Origin of the sequence: Pseudoxanthomonas winnipegensis (assembly GCF_030322905.1) — a bacterium.
Classification (GTDB): domain Bacteria; phylum Pseudomonadota; class Gammaproteobacteria; order Xanthomonadales; family Xanthomonadaceae; genus Pseudoxanthomonas_A; species Pseudoxanthomonas_A winnipegensis.
Window position 1 is genome coordinate 2300267 of the sequence record NZ_CP095475.1, and the last position, 16778, is coordinate 2317044.

Here is a 16778-nt window from a genome sequence, read left to right on the forward strand (position 1 = left end):
CGCAGGATGTGGCGTGATTCAAGCGGCGATCGGGAGCTCGACACGCCACGCCGACGGCTACACTGGCCTTGATGACGCTGAACGCCTACTGGCTTCACACCCTCATGGAGGCGGCCGCCTATTCGGTGGGCTTCCAGCTCTATCTGCGCGAGCGCCGCCGCCTGCCCTATCCGGGGCAGACCGACCGGGTCCAGGCGCTGCTGCTGGTGGCCGGCACCGTGCTGGGCGCGGCCGTCGGCAGCAAGATCGCCTACTGGCTCTACGATCCTGCGTATGCCTTCGCCGACTTCCCTTCGTTCCGTCGCCTGCTGGAAGGCAAGTCCATCATCGGTGCGCTGCTGGGCGGCTGGGCCGGCGTCGAGCTCGCCAAGCGCCTGGCGGGGATCCGCGGCTCGACCGGCGATGCCTTCGTCCTGCCGCTGACGGTGGGCATGATCATCGGGCGCATCGGCTGTTTCATTGGCGGGCTGGCGGACCATACCTACGGCAACCCCACCACCCTGCCCTGGGGCGTGGACTTCGGCGATGGCATCGCGCGCCACCCGACCCAGCTTTACGAGATCGTCTTCGTCGCATTGTGGGGCGGGCTGTTGACCCGCTATGGCGGCCGCCTGCCGCGCCCGGGCGACCGCTTCAAGCTGTTCCTGGTCGGCTACCTGCTCTACCGCCTGGCGGTCGAGTCGATCCGGCCGATCCCGCTGTACTACTTCGGTGTGCTGTCCGGCCTGCAGCTGCTGTGCGTCCTGGGCGTGGCCTACCATGTGCGCGACCTCCCACGCATCGCATGGACCCCTGCATGGCGGCAAAAGTAAGGCCTTACCTGTTCTACGACACCGCGGTGTCGGTGTGCTCGACCTGCCTGCGCCGGGTGGAGGCGACCATCCTGTTCAAGGACGGCGGCGTCTACCTTGAGAAGTGGTGCCCGCAGCATGGCCGCGAGCGCGTGCTGGTGGCCGACGACATCGCGTACTACCGGCTGTGCCGCGAGCGCTTCATCAAGCCGCCCGAGTTGCCGCAGCGCTTCAACACCGAGCGGCGCTGGGGCTGCCCCTACGACTGCGGGCTGTGCCCCGAGCACATGCAGCACAGCTGCCTGACCCTGATCGAGGTCACCGATCACTGCAATCTGCGCTGCCCGATCTGCTATGCCGATTCGGGCCCGCATCGCCCCGGCTTTCGCGATCTGGCCACGATCGAGCGCATGCTCGATGCGGTGGTCGCCAACGAGGGCGAGCCGGACGTGGTGCAGATCTCCGGCGGCGAACCGACCCTGCACCCGCAGTTCTTCGAGATCCTCGATGCGGCCAAGGCCCGTCCCATCCGCCACCTGATGGTCAACACCAACGGGCTGCGGATCGCCAAGGACCCGGCGTTCGTCGAGCGCCTGGCCGGTTACATGCCCGGCTTCGAGCTGTACCTGCAGTTCGATTCCTTGCGCGACGAGGTCCATCAGGAGCTGCGCGGCGCGCGCCTGGTGGAGGTCCGGCGCCGGGCGCTGGAGGCGCTCAACCGGCTCGGCATCTCGACCACGCTGGTGGTCACGGTCAAGAAGGGCCTCAACGATGGCGAGCTGGGCGAGATCATCGACTTCGCCCGGCGCCAGCCCTGCGTGCGCGGGGTCACCTTCCAGCCGATCCAGCACGCAGGCCGTACCGAGGGCTACGACCCGGCGCGCGACCGTCTGACGCTGACCGAGGTGCGGCGCGGCATCCTCGAGCAGAGCGCGCTGTTCCGGCCTGAGGACCTGATCCCGGTCCCCTGCCATCCCGATGCGCTGGCGATGGCCTACGCGCTGAAGCTGGAGGACCGCGTCGTGCCGCTGACCGGCCTGATCCCCCCGGAGGTGCTGATCGAGGGCGGCCGCAACAGCATCGTGGTGGAGAAGGACGATCAGCTGCGCGAGGCCGTGTTCAAGCTGTTCGCCACCAACCATTCGCCGCAGTCGCAGGCCTGCTCACTGTCCGACCTGCTCTGCTGCCTGCCGCAGGTGCAGGCCCCGCAGGGGCTGGACTACCGCAACGTGTTCCGTGTGCTGATCATGGCCTTCATCGATGCGGAGGGCTTCGACCTGCGCTCGGTGAAGAAGAGTTGCGTCCACATCGCCCAGCCCGATGGCACGATCGTGCCGTTCGACACCTTCAACCTGTTCTACCGCGACGACCGGCGTCAGCAGCTGCAAGCGCTGCGCGCCTGGGTCGACGGCACCCCGCTCAAGGACGCAACGGCATGAACACCGCGGACCAAGACGACACCTCGCCACCGCAGGCACAGCCGCCCGAACTCCCGCCCGCACCCGAGCCGCAGCGCGGCGGCCTGCCGATCTGGGCCAAGGTCATCATCGGCATCCTGGCCACGATCGGCGGGCTGACCCTCCTGCTGGCGGCGGCGTGCTTCGGCATGATCGCGATGAGCAACTGAGCGACGCCGCGGCCGCTGCACCGCTTCAATCCAGCAGATCGCGCACGCGGTACAGCCCCGGCGGCCGGTCCGTGAGCCGCTGTGCGGCATGCAGCGCGCCGCGGGCGAAGATGTCGCGGTTGGTGGCGCGGTGGGTCAGCTCCACCCGCTCGCCCAGGCCGGTGAACTGGACCAGATGCTCGCCGACGATGTCGCCGGCGCGCAGGCTGGCATAGCGCGGCGTGGCGCCGGCCAGTTCGACGCCCTGGCCCAGGGTCAGGGCGGTGCCGGACGGCGCGTCCTGCTTGTGGATGTGGTGGGACTCGATGATGTCGCAGTCCCAGCCGGGCAGCGCGGCGGCCGCGCGTTCGACCAGTTCGGCCAGCACGGCCACGCCCAGGCTGAAGTTGGAGGCCCACACCACGGGGATGTCGCCGCCGGCCTGCTGCAGCGCGGCGCGCTGGGCCTCGGACAGCCCGGTGGTGCCGGAGACCAGCGCGGCCTTGCGCTGCAGGCAAAGGGCCAGGATCGGGTCGAACCCTTCCGGCAGGCTGAAGTCGATGGCCACGTCGAACACCGGCGCGCCAGGCAGCTCGCTGGCGGCGAAGTACGCCACGCCATCGACCACGCGCGTGGCCGGCGGGCGATGGGTGACCGCGGCCACGACCTGCAGCGCAGGCTCGCCGGCCGCCAGCCGCAGCAGCGCCTGGCCCATGCGACCCGAGGCACCGTGAATCAGCACCCGCAGCGGCGGGCTCGTGCGGTCGCCCTTCACCGTCATGCGGCCGCGGCGGCTGGCAGGGCGGCGATGGCCTCGGACACCAGTTCGCCCAGGATCTTCATGCCGGCCTCGATCTTCTCGCCCGGCACGGTCACGAACGACAGGCGCAGCGTGTTGATCTGCGGATCGGTGGCGTAGAACGGCGCGCCCGGCACGAAGGCCACGTTGCGCGCGATCGCCTTGGCCAGCAGCGCGGTGGTGTCGATGCCGTGCGGCAGGGTCACCCAGACGAACATGCCGCCCTGCGGCCGCGTCCAGTGCGCCTGCGCCGGGAAGTAGCGCTCGAGCGCATCGAGCATCAGCTGGCACTGGCGCGCGTAGAGGTCGCGGATGGTCGGGATGTGCTCGTCCAGGAAGCCATCGCGCACGGTCTCGTAGACGATGCGCTGGCTGAAGGACGGCGTATGCAGGTCGGCGGCCTGCTTGGCCTGGACCAGCTTGGAGAACAGCGGCTCGGGCGCGACCACATAGCCCAGGCGCAGGCCCGGGGCCAGCACCTTGGAGAACGAGCCCATGTAGATCCCGCCCTCGGGGTTGAGCGAAAGCAGGCTGGGCAGGTGCTCACCGCCGTAGCTCAGTTCGCCGTAGGGATCGTCCTCGACCACCGGCACGCCGGCGGCCAGCGCGGTGGCGACCAGCGCCTTGCGCCGGGCCAGCGGCAGGCGCTTGCCGGTGGGATTCTGGAAGTTGGGCAGGCAGTACATGAAGCGCGCGCCGTCCAGCAGTGCGGGCGTGAGCGCGTCGACATCGATGCCGTCCTCGTCCGACGGCATGCCGGCGAAGGCCGGCGCGAACAGCGAGAAGGACTGCAGCGCGCCCAGGTAGCTCGGCGTCTCCACCAGTACCTTGCTGCCCTCGTCGATCAGCGTCTTGCCCAGCAAGTCCAGGCCCTGCTGCGAGCCGGTCACGATCAGCACGCGGCTGGCCGGCACCGGCGCGCCGGCGGCGGCCAGGCGCTGCGCCACCCACTCGCGCAGCGGGCCGTAGCCCTCGGTCGGGCCGTACTGCAGCGCGGCCTGCGGCGCCTCGGTGAGCACCTTGTCGGTGGCCGCGCGCATGCGCTCGACCGGGAAGGTCGAGGCGGCCGGCAGGCCGCCGGCGAAGGAGATGACCTCCGGGCGCTCGGTCACTTTGAGGATTTCGCGGATCGCCGAGCTGGTCAGGGCCAGGGCGCGCTGGGACAGGGTGATCTGGGTGCTCATGCCGCCAAGGATACCGCGCGCGCCGGTGCCGCATCGCGCTGCGACGCGGGAATGCCTGAGTGGGCACTGGCCATCCTGCTGGCGAAAAATCCACCAATCCGGAAACGGGCCTTGTCCGGCGCGCCTGACGCCGGGTTGTCCACAGGGTTGTGCCGCCGGTCATCCACAGGCGGTGTGGAAAACCTCAGCGGTGCGACAGCCGCATGTGGAACTCGTGCGCATCCTCGCCTTCGACCACGAAGCCCAGCCGCTCGTACAGGCCGCGCGCCGGATTGGCCTTGAGCACGTGCAGGGTGACGTCCTTGCCGGCGGCGCGCGCCTGCTCGATGTACTCCTCCAGCAGCGCCCGACCCAGGCCCTGCCCCTGCAGCTCGGGGGCGACCTGGATCTGCATCACCACATGGTCCGGCCCAGTGCGATCGAGCTTGAGCAGGCCCACGATGCGCTCCTCGCGCAGCAGGACCTGCGCATGCTGGTAGCCGTTCAACAGGCGGGCCAGCATGCTGCCGGGCGAGGTATCGACCCCGGAATTGTGCATGTGCTCGCGCATGGTCGCTTCGCGCAGGGCCAGCAGCGCCGGCACGTCGTCCGGCGTGGCCGCGCGCCGCTGCAGCGAGGCGGCCAGGCGCCGCGCCGGCGACAGCGCCGGCATCGACGAGGCCCCGTCGAGCACGCGGCCGATGCCGCTGGCATCGACCTCGGCCGCCGCCCGCGCCAGCGCGCCCAAGTCGACATCCGCATCGAACCCCAGCCGGAAGTGCAGCTCGCCCGCCGGATTACGCAGCGAATGCAGCGAGGCGATGCTCACCCCGTGCCGCTCGAACACGTGCAGCAGCGCCCGCAGCGAGCCGGGCTGATCCAGCGGCAGATGCACCGACAGGCTGCGCGTCTCGGCCAGGTCGGCCAGCAGATAGCCGATGCGCTCGAAGCGGTAGTTGCCCTCGGCCAGCGCCGTGGCGCCGATGGCGGCCTTGTTGGCGGCCAGCACATCCTGGCGGAATCCGCTGCGCGCCGCCTCATCGCCCTGCCCGACCAGATCGCGCAGCCGGGTGACCTCCTCGACCAGCGTGTCCAGCACCTGCGGCACGTGCCGATTGCCGAACTGGATGTCCTCGTAGATGGCCGGATTGAGCGCCAGGATGCGTGCGATCATCGCGCCGTCCATCTCGAAGGACGCCGAGCGGTACGGGAACAGCTCGGCCAGCGAACCGACGTGTTCGGCATGGCGGCGCAGTACGCCGGCCTGAGCCAGATGGGTGGCATGGACCAGCGCCTGCACCAGCGCCATGACCTGATCGTGGTGCTCGGGCGTGGTGCGCACGCACTGGGCCTGCAGCGCGTCGAGCAGCCGCTGCAGCCAGGGCCGCCAGGCGTCCAGGCGCGCCTCGCACACCACCATCGGCCGGCCCTTGAGCGTGGGCGACTTGGGCGGCGCGGTCATCGGATGCAGCCCGACGACTTCGGCCTGCGAGGCGAGCATCGCGGCGACCGGGCCGGTCTTGATCGAGGTCAGGTCGATCCACAGCTGCCCGGCCTCGCGCCCGGCCGCCAGACGCACGTAGTCGCCGATCACCTGCTCGGTGATGCGGATCGGAGCGCTGAACACCAGCACCTGGGCCTGTTCGATCAGCTGCTGCGGGCTATGCGAGGCGGGATCGGCCGGATCCTGGCCGATGACACGCACGCCCAGGTGCCGCTCGAGGAAGGCGCCCAGCCAGCGGCCATAGGCGCCGGCGCTGCCGACGATGCCGACGCAGGACACCGGGCTCATGCCAGCCGCTGCGCGGGGAAACGCGCCGGAGTGGCCAGCGCCGCGGGCGCGGCGGCGTGCACGTCCAGTTCCTCCACACCCGCGGCCAGGGTGGCCTCCAGCGCGGCATGCACGCCGGCCAGGGCGCTGCCGATGGCACTCTCGAGCGGCTCACCTCGCAGATGCAGGCCCAGGGTCAGCGCGACCAGCACATCGCCGGTGCCGGCCACGTCTACCGGCAGCCACGGCGTGGCCCAGCGATACACCGCCTCGCGCCCGACCAGCAGCGTGACCAGTTCGCCCGGCGCGCCCTCGACGCTGTGTACCAGCGCCCACTGCGGCCCACGCGCCAGCAGCTGCCGCGCGGCGGCCAGCGCATCGTCCTGGGCCAGGCTGGGCAGCCCGGTGAGGCGGCCCAGCTCGAAGGCATTGGGCGTGACCATCCACGCGCGCGGCAGCAGGCGCTCGACGAAGACCGTCTCCAGCGCCGGCTCGACATAAGGGCCGGTATGGGTGTCGCCGATCACCGGGTCGAGCACGTAGCGCAGCGCCGGGGCCTGCGCCTGCGTGCGCTCCAGCCAGTCGGCGAAGGCCTCACCGTTGGCCAGGCTGCCGAAGTAGCCCGAGACCAGGGCGCGGGCGCGCTGCGGCAGGCCGCGCTCGCTGGCGCCGAGCAGCAGATCGGCCAACCACTGCGCCGGCAGGATGTGGCCGCGCAGGGTCGGATAAAAGGGGGTGTTGCTGAGCAGCGTGGTCGGCACCTCGGCTACCCGCAGGCCGAGCGCGCGTAGCGGCGGCGCTGCGGCACTGTTGCCGGCATGGCCATAGACCAGCTGCGACTGCACGGTCATGACATCGACCGGCGCCGGCCCTTCCGGGCGCTGGCGTCGACCGTGGACGAGATGGCTTTCGCGCGTGTTTTGGGTCATGCGCGCATTGTAGGTGGGTGATGGGGCTGGGATTGGGGATTGGGGATTGGGGATTGAAGCGTCGCCCGCGCATCGCTGCTCCTGCCCCCTCCCTTGCGCGCAGCGCAGGGGAGGGTTGGGGAGGGGTGAGCTTTTGCTGTTGCTTCTGTCGTTGCTGTCGCTGTTTGCGAGCAAGGCAAAAGCAAAAGCACCCCTCCCCGGCCCTCCCCTGCGCTGCGCGCAAGGGAGGGGGCGGATCAGGGTGCTTTGCGAGTTTCGATGGATCGTAGGGATCAGCGCGCAGTGCGCTGCAACGGCCCGGCATTCAAGGTCGGGGAGCCCTGAGTCAACCAGCCGACTCAGGACCCCAGGCTCACGACGTCATCCGGTCCCAGAAGCCCTTGACGCCATCCAGGAACGTCGCCGACTTGGGCGAATGCTTGCGCGCGTCCTCGCCGACGAAGGTGGCCTCGAACTGCTCGAGCAGCTCGCGCTGCTGCTGGGTCAGGTTGACCGGCGTCTCGACCACGACCTTGCAGAACAGATCGCCGGTGGCGCGGCTGCGCACCGACTTGACGCCCTTGCCGCGCAGGCGGAACAGCTTGCCGGTCTGGGTCTCGGCCGGGACGCGGATCTCGGCCTCGCCGCCCAGGGTCGGCACGCGCACGGTGTCCCCCAGCGCGGCCTGCGAGATGCGGATCGGCACATCGCAGTGCAGATCATCGCCGTCGCGCTGGAAGATGGCATGCTCGCGCACACGCACCTCCACGTACAGATCGCCTGGCGGGGTGCCGGTCGGGCCGGCCTCGCCCTCGCCGGCCAGGCGGATGCGATCGCCGGTGTCCACGCCGGCCGGGATCTTGACCGACAGCACGCGCTCTTCCTCCACGCGCCCGGCGCCATGGCAGACGCGGCAGGGGTTGCGGATGATCTGGCCGCGTCCGTCGCAGTGCGGACAGGCCTGCTGCATGGTGAAGATGCCGCGCTGCATGCGCACCTGGCCGCGACCGCCGCAGGTGGTGCAGGTCTCGACCTTGCCGTCCTCCGAACCGCTGCCGTGGCAGGGCTCGCATACGGCCATGGTCGGAATCTCGATGCGCTTCTCGACCCCGGCCACGGCCTCTTCCAGGTCCAGCTCCATCACATAGCCGATGTCGGCACCGCGACGGGCCTGCCGCGCGCCGCCGGCGCCACCGAAGATGTTGCCGAAGATGTCGCCGAAGATATCGCCCATGTCCGGCCCGCCGAAGCCGGCACCGCCGCCGCCCATGCCGTGCTCGAAGGCCGCATGGCCGTGCTGGTCGTACAGGCGGCGCTTGCCGCCGTCGGACAGCACCTCGTAGGCCTCCTTGCACTCCTTGAACATCACCTCGGCGGTGTGGTCGCCGGGATTGCGGTCGGGGTGATACTTCATCGCGCAACGGCGATAGGCCTTCTTCAGCTCCTCGTCGCTGGCGTTGCGGGCCACGCCCAGGACTTCGTAATAGTCACGCTTACTCATAGGCGGGGATTGGGGATTCGGGAATCGGGGATTCGTTAAAGGCAAAAGCGGAGAGATCCTGTCTCTTCCGCTCTTATGCACCGCAGACAGGGACAAGGATCGGGATCGAGGATCCGCAGGCCAAGGCCTTTGCGAATCCCCAATCCCCAATCCCGAATCCCTGCTTACTTCTTGTCGTCCTTGACCTCGGTGAACTCGGCGTCGACCACGTCGTCGGCCGCACCGCGTGCCTGCTGCGCACCGGCGTCCGCGCCCGGACCGCCCTGCTCGCCCGCCGCGGCGGCGGCGTACAGCGACTGGCCGGCCTCTTCCAGCGCCTTGGAGCGCGCCTCGATCTGGGCCTTGTCGTCGCCCTTCATCGCCGTCTCCAGGTCGGCCAGCGCGGCCTCGACCTTGCCGATCACATCGCCGCCGACCTTGGCGCCGTGCTCGGTGATCGCCGTGCGGGTCGAATGGATCAGCGCGTCGGCCTGGTTGCGGGCGCCGACCAGTTCTTGGAACTTCTTGTCCTCGTCGCGATGCGCCTCGGCATCGGCGACCATGCGCTGGATCTCCTCGTCGGACAGGCCCGAACCGGCCTTGATCTCGACCTTCTGCTCCTTGTTGGTCTTCTTGTCCTTGGCCGACACGTGCAGGATGCCGTTGGCGTCGATGTCGAAGGACACCTCCACCTGCGGCAGGCCGCGCGGGGCCGGCTCGATGCCGGACAGGTCGAAGCGGGCCAGCGACTTGTTGAAGCGGGCCTGTTCGCGCTCACCCTGCAGCACGTGCACGGTCACGGCCGACTGGTTGTCCTCGGCGGTGGAGAAGGTCTGCGAGGCCTTGGTCGGGATGGTGGTGTTCTTCTCGATGATCTTGGTGAACACGCCGCCCAAGGTCTCGATGCCCAGCGACAGCGGGGTCACGTCCAGCAGCAGCACGTCCTTGACGTCGCCGGCCAGCACGCCGCCCTGGATCGCGGCGCCCAGCGCCACGGCCTCGTCGGGGTTGACGTCCTTGCGCGGCTCCTTGCCAAAGAACTCGGCCACGGCCGACTGCACCTTGGGCATGCGGGTCTGACCGCCGACCAGGATCACTTCGCTGATGTCGCTGGCGCGCAGGCCGGCGTCGTTGAGCGCGGTGCGGCACGGCTCGATCGACTTCTTGATCAGGTCGTCGACCAGGGCCTCGAGCTTGGCGCGGGTCAGCTTGATGTTCAGGTGCTTGGGACCGGAGGCGTCGGCGGTGACGTACGGCAGGTTGACCTCGGTCTGCTGCGAGGAGGACAGCTCGATCTTGGCGCGCTCGGCGGCGTCCTTCAGGCGCTGCAGGGCCAGCGGGTCCTTGCGCAGGTCGATGCCCTGGTCCTTGTTGAACTCGTCCACCAGGTAGTCGATGACGCGCGCGTCGAAGTCCTCGCCACCCAGGAAGGTGTCGCCGTTGGTGGCCAGCACTTCGAACTGCTTCTCACCGTCCACGTTGGCGATCTCGATGATCGACACGTCGAAGGTGCCGCCGCCCAGGTCGTACACGGCGACCTTGCGGTCCTTGGTGTCGCCCTTGTCCAGGCCGTAGGCCAGGGCCGCGGCGGTGGGCTCGTTGATGATGCGCTTGACGTCCAGCCCGGCGATGCGGCCGGCGTCCTTGGTCGCCTGGCGCTGGCTGTCGTTGAAGTAGGCCGGCACGGTGATCACGGCCTCGGTGACCTTCTCGCCCAGGAAGTCCTCGGCGGTCTTCTTCATCTTCTCCAGCACGCGGGCGGAGATTTCCTGCGGGGCCATCTTCTTGCCGTCGGCGGTGGCCACCCAGGCATCGCCGTTGTCGTGGGCCAGGATGGTGTACGGCACCAGGTCCAGGTCCTTCTTGACTTCGGCGTCGGTGAACTTGCGGCCGATCAGGCGCTTGACCGCGTAGAAGGTGTTCTTCGGGTTGGTGACCGCCTGGCGCTTGGCCGAGGCGCCGACCAGGACTTCGCCGTCCTTGGTGTAGGCCACGATCGAAGGCGTGGTGCGGTCGCCCTCGGAATTCTCGATGACGCGGGCCTTGCCGCCCTCCATGATCGCCACGCACGAGTTGGTCGTGCCGAGGTCGATGCCGATGATCTTGCCCATGATGTGACTCCGTTAGGAAGCGTGGTTGTCGGGGTGTGGCGGGCGGATCGCGCCTGCCGATGAACCCGATATAGGGATGTGATGGTGGGCTTCAAGCGCCCGTAGAACACAAAATCTCGATCCGGACAGGTCCGCCGGACGCGTTCAGTCGTGGCGGGCCACGACCACCAGCGCCGGACGCAGCAGCCGGCCGCCTAGCAGATAGCCCTTCTGGAACACCTGCACGACGCTGCCCGGCGCGGCGCCGTTGGCGTCGGCCTGGCTGATGGCCTGGTGGTGTTCGGGATCGAAGGGCTTGCCGACCGGGTCGAGCACGGTCAGGCCGTTGTCGTCGGCGACCTTGAGCAGCTGCTTCTGGGTCAGCTCCAGGCCATCGCGCAGCGGGCTGGGCTCGGCGCCGGCGGCGGTCAGGCCCGCGTCCAGGCTGTCGAACACGGGCAGCAGCTGGCCCAGCAGCTTCTCGTTGGCGAACTTGCGGGCGTTGTCCACGTCGCGGGCCACGCGCTTGCGCTGGTTCTCAAGGTCGGCGCGCTCGAGCAGGACCGAGGCGCGCAGCTGGTCCAGTTCGTTGCGCAGGGTCTCAAGTTCGGCCTGCAGCAGGGCCTCGGTGGAGGCCTGGGCGTCGGGGCGCTCGGCGGCGTGCTCGCCGGCCGGGTGTTCGTTCGAAGTCATGTCTGTCGTTTCCGTCCTGGCGGGTCGCATGTCCGCCGCAAGCCCCACCTATGGGGTCGGCGCGGACGGATTCAAGTCATCGCCGGGACGCAGCATTGCCGCGCCGAGCGCATCGGCCGCCGCCTGCACCACCGGAATCACGGTCTGGTAGGCCATGCGCGAGGGCCCGATCACGCCCAGCACGCCGAGCACTTGGCCGCTGGCCTGGGCCCGGTACGGCGCGGCGACCAGCGACATGCCGTCCAGCGGCGCCAGGCCGGTTTCCTCGCCGATGAAGATGCGCACGCCCGGTGCGTTCATGGTGCGCTCCAGCAGCTGCAGGATCTCGCGCTTGCGAGCGAAGGCCTCGAACAGCTCGCGCAGCCGGTCCAGGTCGGACAGGTCCTGTACGCCCATCAGCCGGGTCTGCCCGGCCAGCACCATGTCATCGTCCGAAGGGGTCAGCGCGTGGTCGGCCAGCTCGACCGCGTGGGCCAGCAGGCCTTCCATCTCCGAGCGCGCCGCGCGCAGTTCGCGCAGCAGCGTGGCGCGGATGTCGGCGATCGGGCGACCGGCGAAATGGTGGTTGAGGTAGTTGGCCGCGCGCTCCAGCTCGGAGGGGTCGAAGCTGCGGCGCGGCTCGATCACCCGGTTCTGCACCTCGCTGTCGGCGAACACCACGATCGCCAGCACGCGGCGCCCGTCCAGCGGCACGAAGTCGATGTGGCGGAAGGCGAACTGCTCGCGCCGCGGCGCGCCGACCACGCCGACGAAGCGGGTCATGGCCGACAGCAGCTCGGAGGCGTTGCCCAGCAGCGCCTGGGTCCCGGTGCCGGCCGGCAGCTCGGCGCGCAGGCGCGCGACCTCGCGCTCGGCCAGCGGCTGCATCTGCACCAGGCTGTCGACGAACACCCGATAGCCCTGCGGGGTGGGAATGCGCCCGGCCGAGGTATGCGGCGAGGCCAGCAGCCCGGCGTCCTCCAGGTCGGCCAGGATGTTGCGGATCGTCGCCGGGCTGACGTCCAGGCCGGCGTGCTGGGCCAGCGTGCGCGAGCCGACCGGCTCGCCATCCTGGATGTAGCGGGCGATCAGGGTGCGCAGCAGCTGCCGCGAGCGCGCATCGAGGTCCGGACTTGAGGGCTTCATGACGCTTTAGATAGCGTCCCGCCGCCGCCCTTGCAACCGGGCCGCGCCTGTCTCAACCGCTGCGCCGGCTGCCCCTACAATGCCGGCCACTATGCTCCGACACCTGACCATCAAGGACTTCGCCGTGGTGCGCGCCACGGACCTGGAATTCGGCCCCGGCATGACGGTGATCTCCGGCGAGACCGGCGCCGGCAAGTCGCTGCTGGTCGACGCGCTGGGCTTTCTGTCCGGCGCGCGCGCCGATGCCGGCGTGGTGCGCCACGGCGCCCAGCGCGCCGAGCTGTCGGCCGAGTTCGAGCTCGCGCCGGCCGCCCCTGCCCTGGCCTGGCTGGCCGAGCACGCCCTGGACGAGTCCGGCGCCTGCCAGCTGCGCCGCGTACTGCGCGCCGACGGCGGCTCGCGCGCTTGGATCAACGGCCGCGCCGTGCCGGTCTCGCAGCTGGCCGAACTGGCCGGCCTGCTGGTGGAGATCCACGGCCAGCACGAGCACCAGGCGCTGCTCTCCAAGCCGCGCCAGCTGGACCTGCTGGACGCCTTCGCCGGCAGCGCGCCGCAGCTGGCCAAGGTGCGCCAGGCCGCGGCCGCCTGGTCGACGCTGCTGGCCGAGCGCGAGCGCCTGACCGCGCAGGGCGATGTCTCCGACCGGCTCAACTATCTGCAGCACCAGCTCGACGAGCTGCGCGCCGAGGACCTCAGCCCCGACGCCATCGAGGCCCTGTCCCAGCAGCACCGCCGCCAGGCCCACGCTTCCAGCCTGATCCAGGCCTGCGAGGACGGGCTGACCCGCCTGTCCGGCGACGAAGGCCCCTCGGCCAGCCGGCTGCTGCTGCAGACCCGCGCCGAACTGGCGCGCGTGCTCAGCCACGAGCCGCGCCTGGGTGAGGTCGACAGCCTGCTCGACAGCGCCCAGATCCAGCTGCAGGAGGCCCTGGCCCTGCTCAACCAGGTCCGCGACGATCTGGACGTGGATCCGGCCCAGTTCGAGCGCGCCGAGCGCCGCCTGGGCCGCCTGCACGACCTGGCCCGCAAGCACCGCGTCGCACCCGAACAGCTCGACGAGGTCGCCACCCGCATCGAACAGGAGCTGGACGGCCTGCGCGGCGCCGGCGAGCGCCTGGCCGGCCTGAACACCGAGATCGAGGCCGCCCGCCAGGCCTGGAAGGCCGCCGCCGCCGCCTTGTCCAAGGTCCGCACCAAGGCCGCCACCAGCCTGGCCAAGCAGACCACCGCCCTGATCGGCGGGCTGGGCATGGGCGGCGGCAAGCTGGAGGTCCAGCTCGAACCCATGGACACCGAGCGCCCCGATGCGCAGGGCGCCGAGCGGGTCGAGCTGCTGGTGGCGGCCAACGCCGGCCAGCCGCCGCGGCCGCTGCGCAAGGTCGCCTCCGGCGGTGAGCTTTCGCGCATCTCGCTGGCCATCGAGGTGGCCGCGCTGGGCTCGGACGCGGTGCCGACCATGGTGTTCGACGAGGTCGACTCGGGCATCGGCGGCGCGGTGGCCGACATCGTCGGCAAGAAGCTGCGCGACCTGGGCCGCGCGCGCCAGGTGCTGTGCGTGACCCACCAGCCGCAGGTCGCCGCCCAGGGCCATGCCCACTACCGCGTCAGCAAGGCGCCGGTGGACGGCATGACCCAGTCCTCGGTCGAATCGCTCGACGCCAGCGCCCGCCGCGAAGAGCTCGCCCGCATGCTCGGCGGCGTCCAGGTCAGCGCCGAGGCCCGCGCCGCCGCCGGCAAGCTGCTCGAAGCGGTGGACTGACGACGCCCAGTCCTGCTGGATGGGAAAGGACCGGCCACGCGTGACGCCGCTCCTGTAGAGCGGAGCTTGCTCCGCTGGGGCCGTCCCCGCGAACCGAACGGAGAGCAGCGGAGCGAGCTCCGCTCTACAGGTAAGCTGCGGCGTGATCGGAAGAGACGGCTGCTCCCACGGCGCGTGGATCACGACTTCTGCCGACCCGAAGCCTCCCACACGATGTGCAGGGCAGCGGCCCGTCGGACCGCTGCCCCTCCGAAGCCAAGACGCTCACGCGCCGCGCCCTTCAATGAATAGGGGGGCGGAAAAAAGGCCGGGATTTCCCGGCCTTTTTTCACCACATCCAGCCAGGCGGCTTACTTGCGCTTCTTGCGCACGTACAGCACCAGCGAGTGTTCCTCGATCTCGTAGCCGTGCTCGGCGGCGATCTTCTCCTGCAGCGCCTCGATCTCGTCGCTGGAGAACTCGATGACCTTACCGGTGTCGATGTCGACCATATGGTCGTGGTGTTCGCCGCGGTCCAGCTCGTAGACGGCCTGGCCGCCCTCGAAGTTGTGCTTCAGCACCAGGCCGGCGGCCTCGAACTGGGTCAACACGCGGTAGACCGTGGCCAGGCCGATCTCATCGCCCACGCCCATCAGCGCGCGGTAGATGTCTTCGGCGGTCATGTGCCGGGGCTTGGCTTCTTCCAGCAGCGCCAGGATGCGCAGGCGCGGATGCGTGACCTTCAAACCGACCTTGCGCAGATCGAGCGATTCCATCGGGGGCTCCCATTCATTGGCGGTTTAACGCCAGCTGCCTTGCGGTTGGGTCGCGGCGATGCGGCGCAGTGTATCATCGGCGGGCTTGTTCCCGACCTTTGCAGACCCGTCCTTCATGCGCAAATTCCTGCTTATCGCCGCCCTTGGCCTGGCCACTTCCGGTTGCGGCATCATCTACAAGCAGCCGATCTACCAGGGCAACCTGCTGCGTCAGCAGGACGTGGACAAGCTCGCCGTCGGCCAGAGCAAGCAGCAGGTGCTGGCCCTGCTGGGCACCCCGTCGGTGGCCGACCCGTTCCATGCCCAGCGCTGGGACTACACCGCCACCGAGCGCACCGACCGCCTGGGCCGCACCCAGATGAAGAACTTCACCGTGTTCTTCAATGGCGATGCGGTCAGCAAGTGGGAAGGCGACTACTTCCCCAACCAGGACGAGGAACTGGCCCGCAACAGCGTTCGCCAGTTCGGCCCCAACCTGGCCAAGGACAAGAAGAAGAAAGGCGGCGGCGGCTGATCCGCGTCGGAGCTTAACGCCTTAAGGCGTCGCCGCGCGGCGCCGGCGGGCATCCTTCGGATCGACCTGCAGCGGACGCAGCAGCTCCACCCGATCGCCCTCGTGCAACAGCGTCTGCGGCGTGGCCTGCACGCCGAACACCGCCACGCCCGTGGCCTGATCCTGACCTTCCAGCCGCGCCTGGCGCAGCGCATCGGCCACGCTGGCGCCCTCGGGCAGTTCCAGCGTCGCGGCGCGGTAATGCCGCGGCCAGGCCAGCACCACCTCGACCTTCATCGTCTTTAGTCGCCGCGGTCGGCGGTACGCACGAAATCGTCGACCATGCGGTCGGCCAGTGTCTGGAAGCCCAGCGTGAACGCCGGCCCCAGCAGCCGGCTGGACGGTTCGAAGTCCAGCGTCAGGCTGACCTTGCTGGTGCCCTCGCCCAGCGCCTGGAACTCCCACAGCCCGTGCAGCTTGCGGAACGGGCCGTCCTTGAGCTGCATGTCGATGCGCCGCGGGCGCTCGAGCGTGTTCTCGGTGGTGAACCAGGTGCGCAGCGCGCCCAGGCCCAGGTCCAGCCGCGCCACCATGTGCGCCTCGTCGGCGGAAATCACCTCGGCCCTGTCGCACCAGCTGAAGCGGCGCGGATACGCGCGGACGTCGTTGACCAGATCGAACATGTACTCGGCCGGATGTTCGACCAGGGCGCTGCGGCGGATGGTGGGCATCGTGTGTGAGGTGCGAGTGAGCGGCGAAACAGGGCGGACTCGCCCCGACCGGCTCCATCGGCGACAATGGACGGATGGCAAAGAAGTCGGACAAGGATAAAGCAAACAGCACGGGCACCATCGCGCTGAACAAGCGCGCGCGCCACGAGTACCACCTCGAGCAGCGCATGGAGGCCGGATTGTCCCTGCAGGGCTGGGAGCTGAAGTCGATCCGCGCCGGCCGCGCCAACATCGGCGAGAGCTACGCGGTGGTGCGCCAGGGCGAGCTGTTCCTGTTCGGCGCGCAGTTCACCCCGCTGATCCAGGCCTCCACCCACGTGGTGGCCGACGACCGCCGCACCCGCAAGCTGCTGCTGCACCGGCGCGAGATCGACTCGCTGATCGGCAAGGTCGAGCGCGACGGCTACACCCTGATCCCCACCGCGATGTACTGGAAGGGCAACAAGGTCAAGCTGGAGCTGGCGCTGGCCAAGGGCAAGCAGACCCACGACAAGCGCGCCTCGGAGAAGGACCGCGAGTGGGCGCGCGACAAGCAGCGCGTGATGCGCCGGCACAACCGCGACGCCTGAGCGCGCCGCGGGTCCTCTAGCGGTCGCGGTGCCTCGACTGGCCTC

Annotated in this window: 17 protein-coding genes and 1 pseudogene; 6 read left to right on the plus strand and 12 right to left on the minus strand. The window is 69.7% G+C overall.

Going from position 1 to position 16778, the window contains the following annotated elements:
• Positions 1–71: 71 nt before the first annotated feature.
• From MWN52_RS10220 to MWN52_RS10230, 3 genes are read left to right on the plus strand one after another with little or no spacing between them, the layout of a single operon-like run.
• Positions 72–812, plus strand: coding sequence for a prolipoprotein diacylglyceryl transferase (locus MWN52_RS10220; RefSeq protein WP_286574538.1), 741 nt, complete (start codon positions 72–74; stop codon positions 810–812).
• Positions 797–2230: a radical SAM protein gene (locus MWN52_RS10225; protein WP_130518251.1), complete on the plus strand. Its 1434-nt coding sequence runs from the start codon at positions 797–799 to the stop codon at positions 2228–2230. The genes MWN52_RS10220 and MWN52_RS10225 overlap by 16 nt, the downstream gene beginning before the upstream one ends.
• Positions 2227–2418 (plus strand): hypothetical protein, encoded by a 192-nt coding sequence (locus tag MWN52_RS10230; protein WP_286574541.1) that lies wholly within the window; start codon positions 2227–2229, stop codon positions 2416–2418. The genes MWN52_RS10225 and MWN52_RS10230 overlap by 4 nt, the downstream gene beginning before the upstream one ends.
• Positions 2419–2443: 25 nt before the next feature.
• Here MWN52_RS10230 and dapB read toward each other — a convergent pair whose 3' ends face one another.
• The 9 genes and pseudogenes from dapB to hrcA all read right to left on the minus strand — a co-directional run bounded on the left by dapB (position 2444) and on the right by hrcA (position 12426).
• Positions 2444–3178 carry a 4-hydroxy-tetrahydrodipicolinate reductase gene (gene dapB / locus MWN52_RS10235; protein WP_131658865.1) on the minus strand — a complete coding sequence of 245 codons (735 nt, stop codon included), beginning with the start codon at positions 3176–3178 and terminating at the stop codon, positions 2444–2446.
• Positions 3175–4380 carry an aminotransferase-like domain-containing protein gene (locus MWN52_RS10240; RefSeq protein WP_130518246.1) on the minus strand — a complete coding sequence of 402 codons (1206 nt, stop codon included), beginning with the start codon at positions 4378–4380 and terminating at the stop codon, positions 3175–3177. Before MWN52_RS10240 ends, dapB begins: the two co-directional genes overlap by 4 nt.
• 184 nt (positions 4381–4564) lie before the next feature.
• On the minus strand, positions 4565–5032 hold the full coding sequence (locus tag MWN52_RS10245; protein ID WP_345783518.1) for a GNAT family N-acetyltransferase: 468 nt from the start codon (positions 5030–5032) through the stop codon (positions 4565–4567).
• A 15-nt stretch (positions 5033–5047) separates the two neighbouring features.
• Positions 5048–6151, minus strand: a pseudogene (locus MWN52_RS10250) (prephenate dehydrogenase); the annotation flags it as partial.
• Positions 6148–7059, minus strand: a complete 912-nt coding sequence (gene pdxY, locus MWN52_RS10255) for a pyridoxal kinase (RefSeq protein ID WP_286574542.1) — start codon at positions 7057–7059, stop codon at positions 6148–6150. The pseudogene MWN52_RS10250 and the gene pdxY, both read right to left, overlap by 4 nt.
• Before the next feature lie 352 nt (positions 7060–7411).
• Entirely contained in the window at positions 7412–8539 is a 1128-nt protein-coding gene (gene dnaJ, locus MWN52_RS10260) for a molecular chaperone DnaJ (protein ID WP_130522635.1), read from the minus strand.
• Positions 8540–8703: 164 nt separating this feature from the next.
• A complete protein-coding gene (gene dnaK, locus MWN52_RS10265; RefSeq protein WP_130522636.1) occupies positions 8704–10629 on the minus strand; it encodes a molecular chaperone DnaK in 1926 nt (641 codons plus the stop codon).
• 144 nt (positions 10630–10773) lie between these two features.
• Positions 10774–11301, minus strand: coding sequence for a nucleotide exchange factor GrpE (grpE, locus tag MWN52_RS10270; protein WP_286574549.1), 528 nt, complete (start codon positions 11299–11301; stop codon positions 10774–10776).
• Between the two features lie 48 nt (positions 11302–11349).
• The gene (hrcA, locus tag MWN52_RS10275; protein ID WP_130531546.1) at positions 11350–12426 is read right to left on the minus strand and encodes a heat-inducible transcriptional repressor HrcA; all 1077 of its coding nucleotides are present in this window, start codon (positions 12424–12426) and stop codon (positions 11350–11352) included.
• A 91-nt stretch (positions 12427–12517) separates the two neighbouring features.
• Here hrcA and recN point away from each other — a divergent pair, with 91 nt between their 5' ends.
• Positions 12518–14185, plus strand: a complete 1668-nt coding sequence (recN, locus tag MWN52_RS10280; protein WP_286574551.1) for a DNA repair protein RecN — start codon at positions 12518–12520, stop codon at positions 14183–14185.
• Between the two features lie 350 nt (positions 14186–14535).
• Here the strand turns inward: recN and fur are convergent, their stop codons facing one another.
• Entirely contained in the window at positions 14536–14940 is a 405-nt protein-coding gene (gene fur / locus MWN52_RS10285) for a ferric iron uptake transcriptional regulator (RefSeq protein WP_130522640.1), read from the minus strand.
• A 115-nt stretch (positions 14941–15055) separates the two neighbouring features.
• Here fur and MWN52_RS10290 point away from each other — a divergent pair, with 115 nt between their 5' ends.
• Positions 15056–15454: an outer membrane protein assembly factor BamE gene (locus tag MWN52_RS10290; RefSeq protein ID WP_286574552.1), complete on the plus strand. Its 399-nt coding sequence runs from the start codon at positions 15056–15058 to the stop codon at positions 15452–15454.
• A gap of 21 nt (positions 15455–15475) precedes the next feature.
• On the opposite strand, the gene MWN52_RS10295 is transcribed toward MWN52_RS10290, so the two are convergent.
• Complete coding sequence (locus MWN52_RS10295; protein WP_130518226.1) at positions 15476–15730, minus strand: RnfH family protein; 255 nt, start codon at positions 15728–15730, stop codon at positions 15476–15478.
• Between the two features lie 5 nt (positions 15731–15735).
• Positions 15736–16164 carry a type II toxin-antitoxin system RatA family toxin gene (locus MWN52_RS10300; protein WP_130518224.1) on the minus strand — a complete coding sequence of 143 codons (429 nt, stop codon included), beginning with the start codon at positions 16162–16164 and terminating at the stop codon, positions 15736–15738.
• Positions 16165–16238: 74 nt separating this feature from the next.
• On the opposite strand from MWN52_RS10300, the gene smpB reads away from it, so the two are divergent.
• Positions 16239–16733 carry an SsrA-binding protein SmpB gene (gene smpB / locus MWN52_RS10305; RefSeq protein WP_130518223.1) on the plus strand — a complete coding sequence of 165 codons (495 nt, stop codon included), beginning with the start codon at positions 16239–16241 and terminating at the stop codon, positions 16731–16733.
• Positions 16734–16778: the final 45 nt, after the last annotated feature.

Bases quoted from the DNA above. Each gene is read 5' to 3' on its own strand.
- MWN52_RS10220 (WP_286574538.1), top strand. From the start codon at position 72: ATGACGCTGAACGCCTACTGGCTTCACACCCTCATGGAGGCGGCCGCC.
- MWN52_RS10225 (WP_130518251.1), top strand. From the start codon at position 797: ATGGCGGCAAAAGTAAGGCCTTACCTGTTCTACGACACCGCGGTGTCG.
- MWN52_RS10230 (WP_286574541.1), top strand. From the start codon at position 2,227: ATGAACACCGCGGACCAAGACGACACCTCGCCACCGCAGGCACAGCCG.
- dapB (WP_131658865.1), bottom strand. From the start codon at position 3,178: ATGACGGTGAAGGGCGACCGCACGAGCCCGCCGCTGCGGGTGCTGATT.
- MWN52_RS10240 (WP_130518246.1), bottom strand. From the start codon at position 4,380: ATGAGCACCCAGATCACCCTGTCCCAGCGCGCCCTGGCCCTGACCAGC.
- MWN52_RS10245 (WP_345783518.1), bottom strand. From the start codon at position 5,032: ATGCCGGCGCTGTCGCCGGCGCGGCGCCTGGCCGCCTCGCTGCAGCGG.
- pdxY (WP_286574542.1), bottom strand. From the start codon at position 7,059: ATGACCCAAAACACGCGCGAAAGCCATCTCGTCCACGGTCGACGCCAG.
- dnaJ (WP_130522635.1), bottom strand. From the start codon at position 8,539: ATGAGTAAGCGTGACTATTACGAAGTCCTGGGCGTGGCCCGCAACGCC.
- dnaK (WP_130522636.1), bottom strand. From the start codon at position 10,629: ATGGGCAAGATCATCGGCATCGACCTCGGCACGACCAACTCGTGCGTG.
- grpE (WP_286574549.1), bottom strand. From the start codon at position 11,301: ATGACTTCGAACGAACACCCGGCCGGCGAGCACGCCGCCGAGCGCCCC.
- hrcA (WP_130531546.1), bottom strand. From the start codon at position 12,426: ATGAAGCCCTCAAGTCCGGACCTCGATGCGCGCTCGCGGCAGCTGCTG.
- recN (WP_286574551.1), top strand. From the start codon at position 12,518: ATGCTCCGACACCTGACCATCAAGGACTTCGCCGTGGTGCGCGCCACG.
- fur (WP_130522640.1), bottom strand. From the start codon at position 14,940: ATGGAATCGCTCGATCTGCGCAAGGTCGGTTTGAAGGTCACGCATCCG.
- MWN52_RS10290 (WP_286574552.1), top strand. From the start codon at position 15,056: ATGCGCAAATTCCTGCTTATCGCCGCCCTTGGCCTGGCCACTTCCGGT.
- MWN52_RS10295 (WP_130518226.1), bottom strand. From the start codon at position 15,730: ATGAAGGTCGAGGTGGTGCTGGCCTGGCCGCGGCATTACCGCGCCGCG.
- MWN52_RS10300 (WP_130518224.1), bottom strand. From the start codon at position 16,164: ATGCCCACCATCCGCCGCAGCGCCCTGGTCGAACATCCGGCCGAGTAC.
- smpB (WP_130518223.1), top strand. From the start codon at position 16,239: ATGGCAAAGAAGTCGGACAAGGATAAAGCAAACAGCACGGGCACCATC.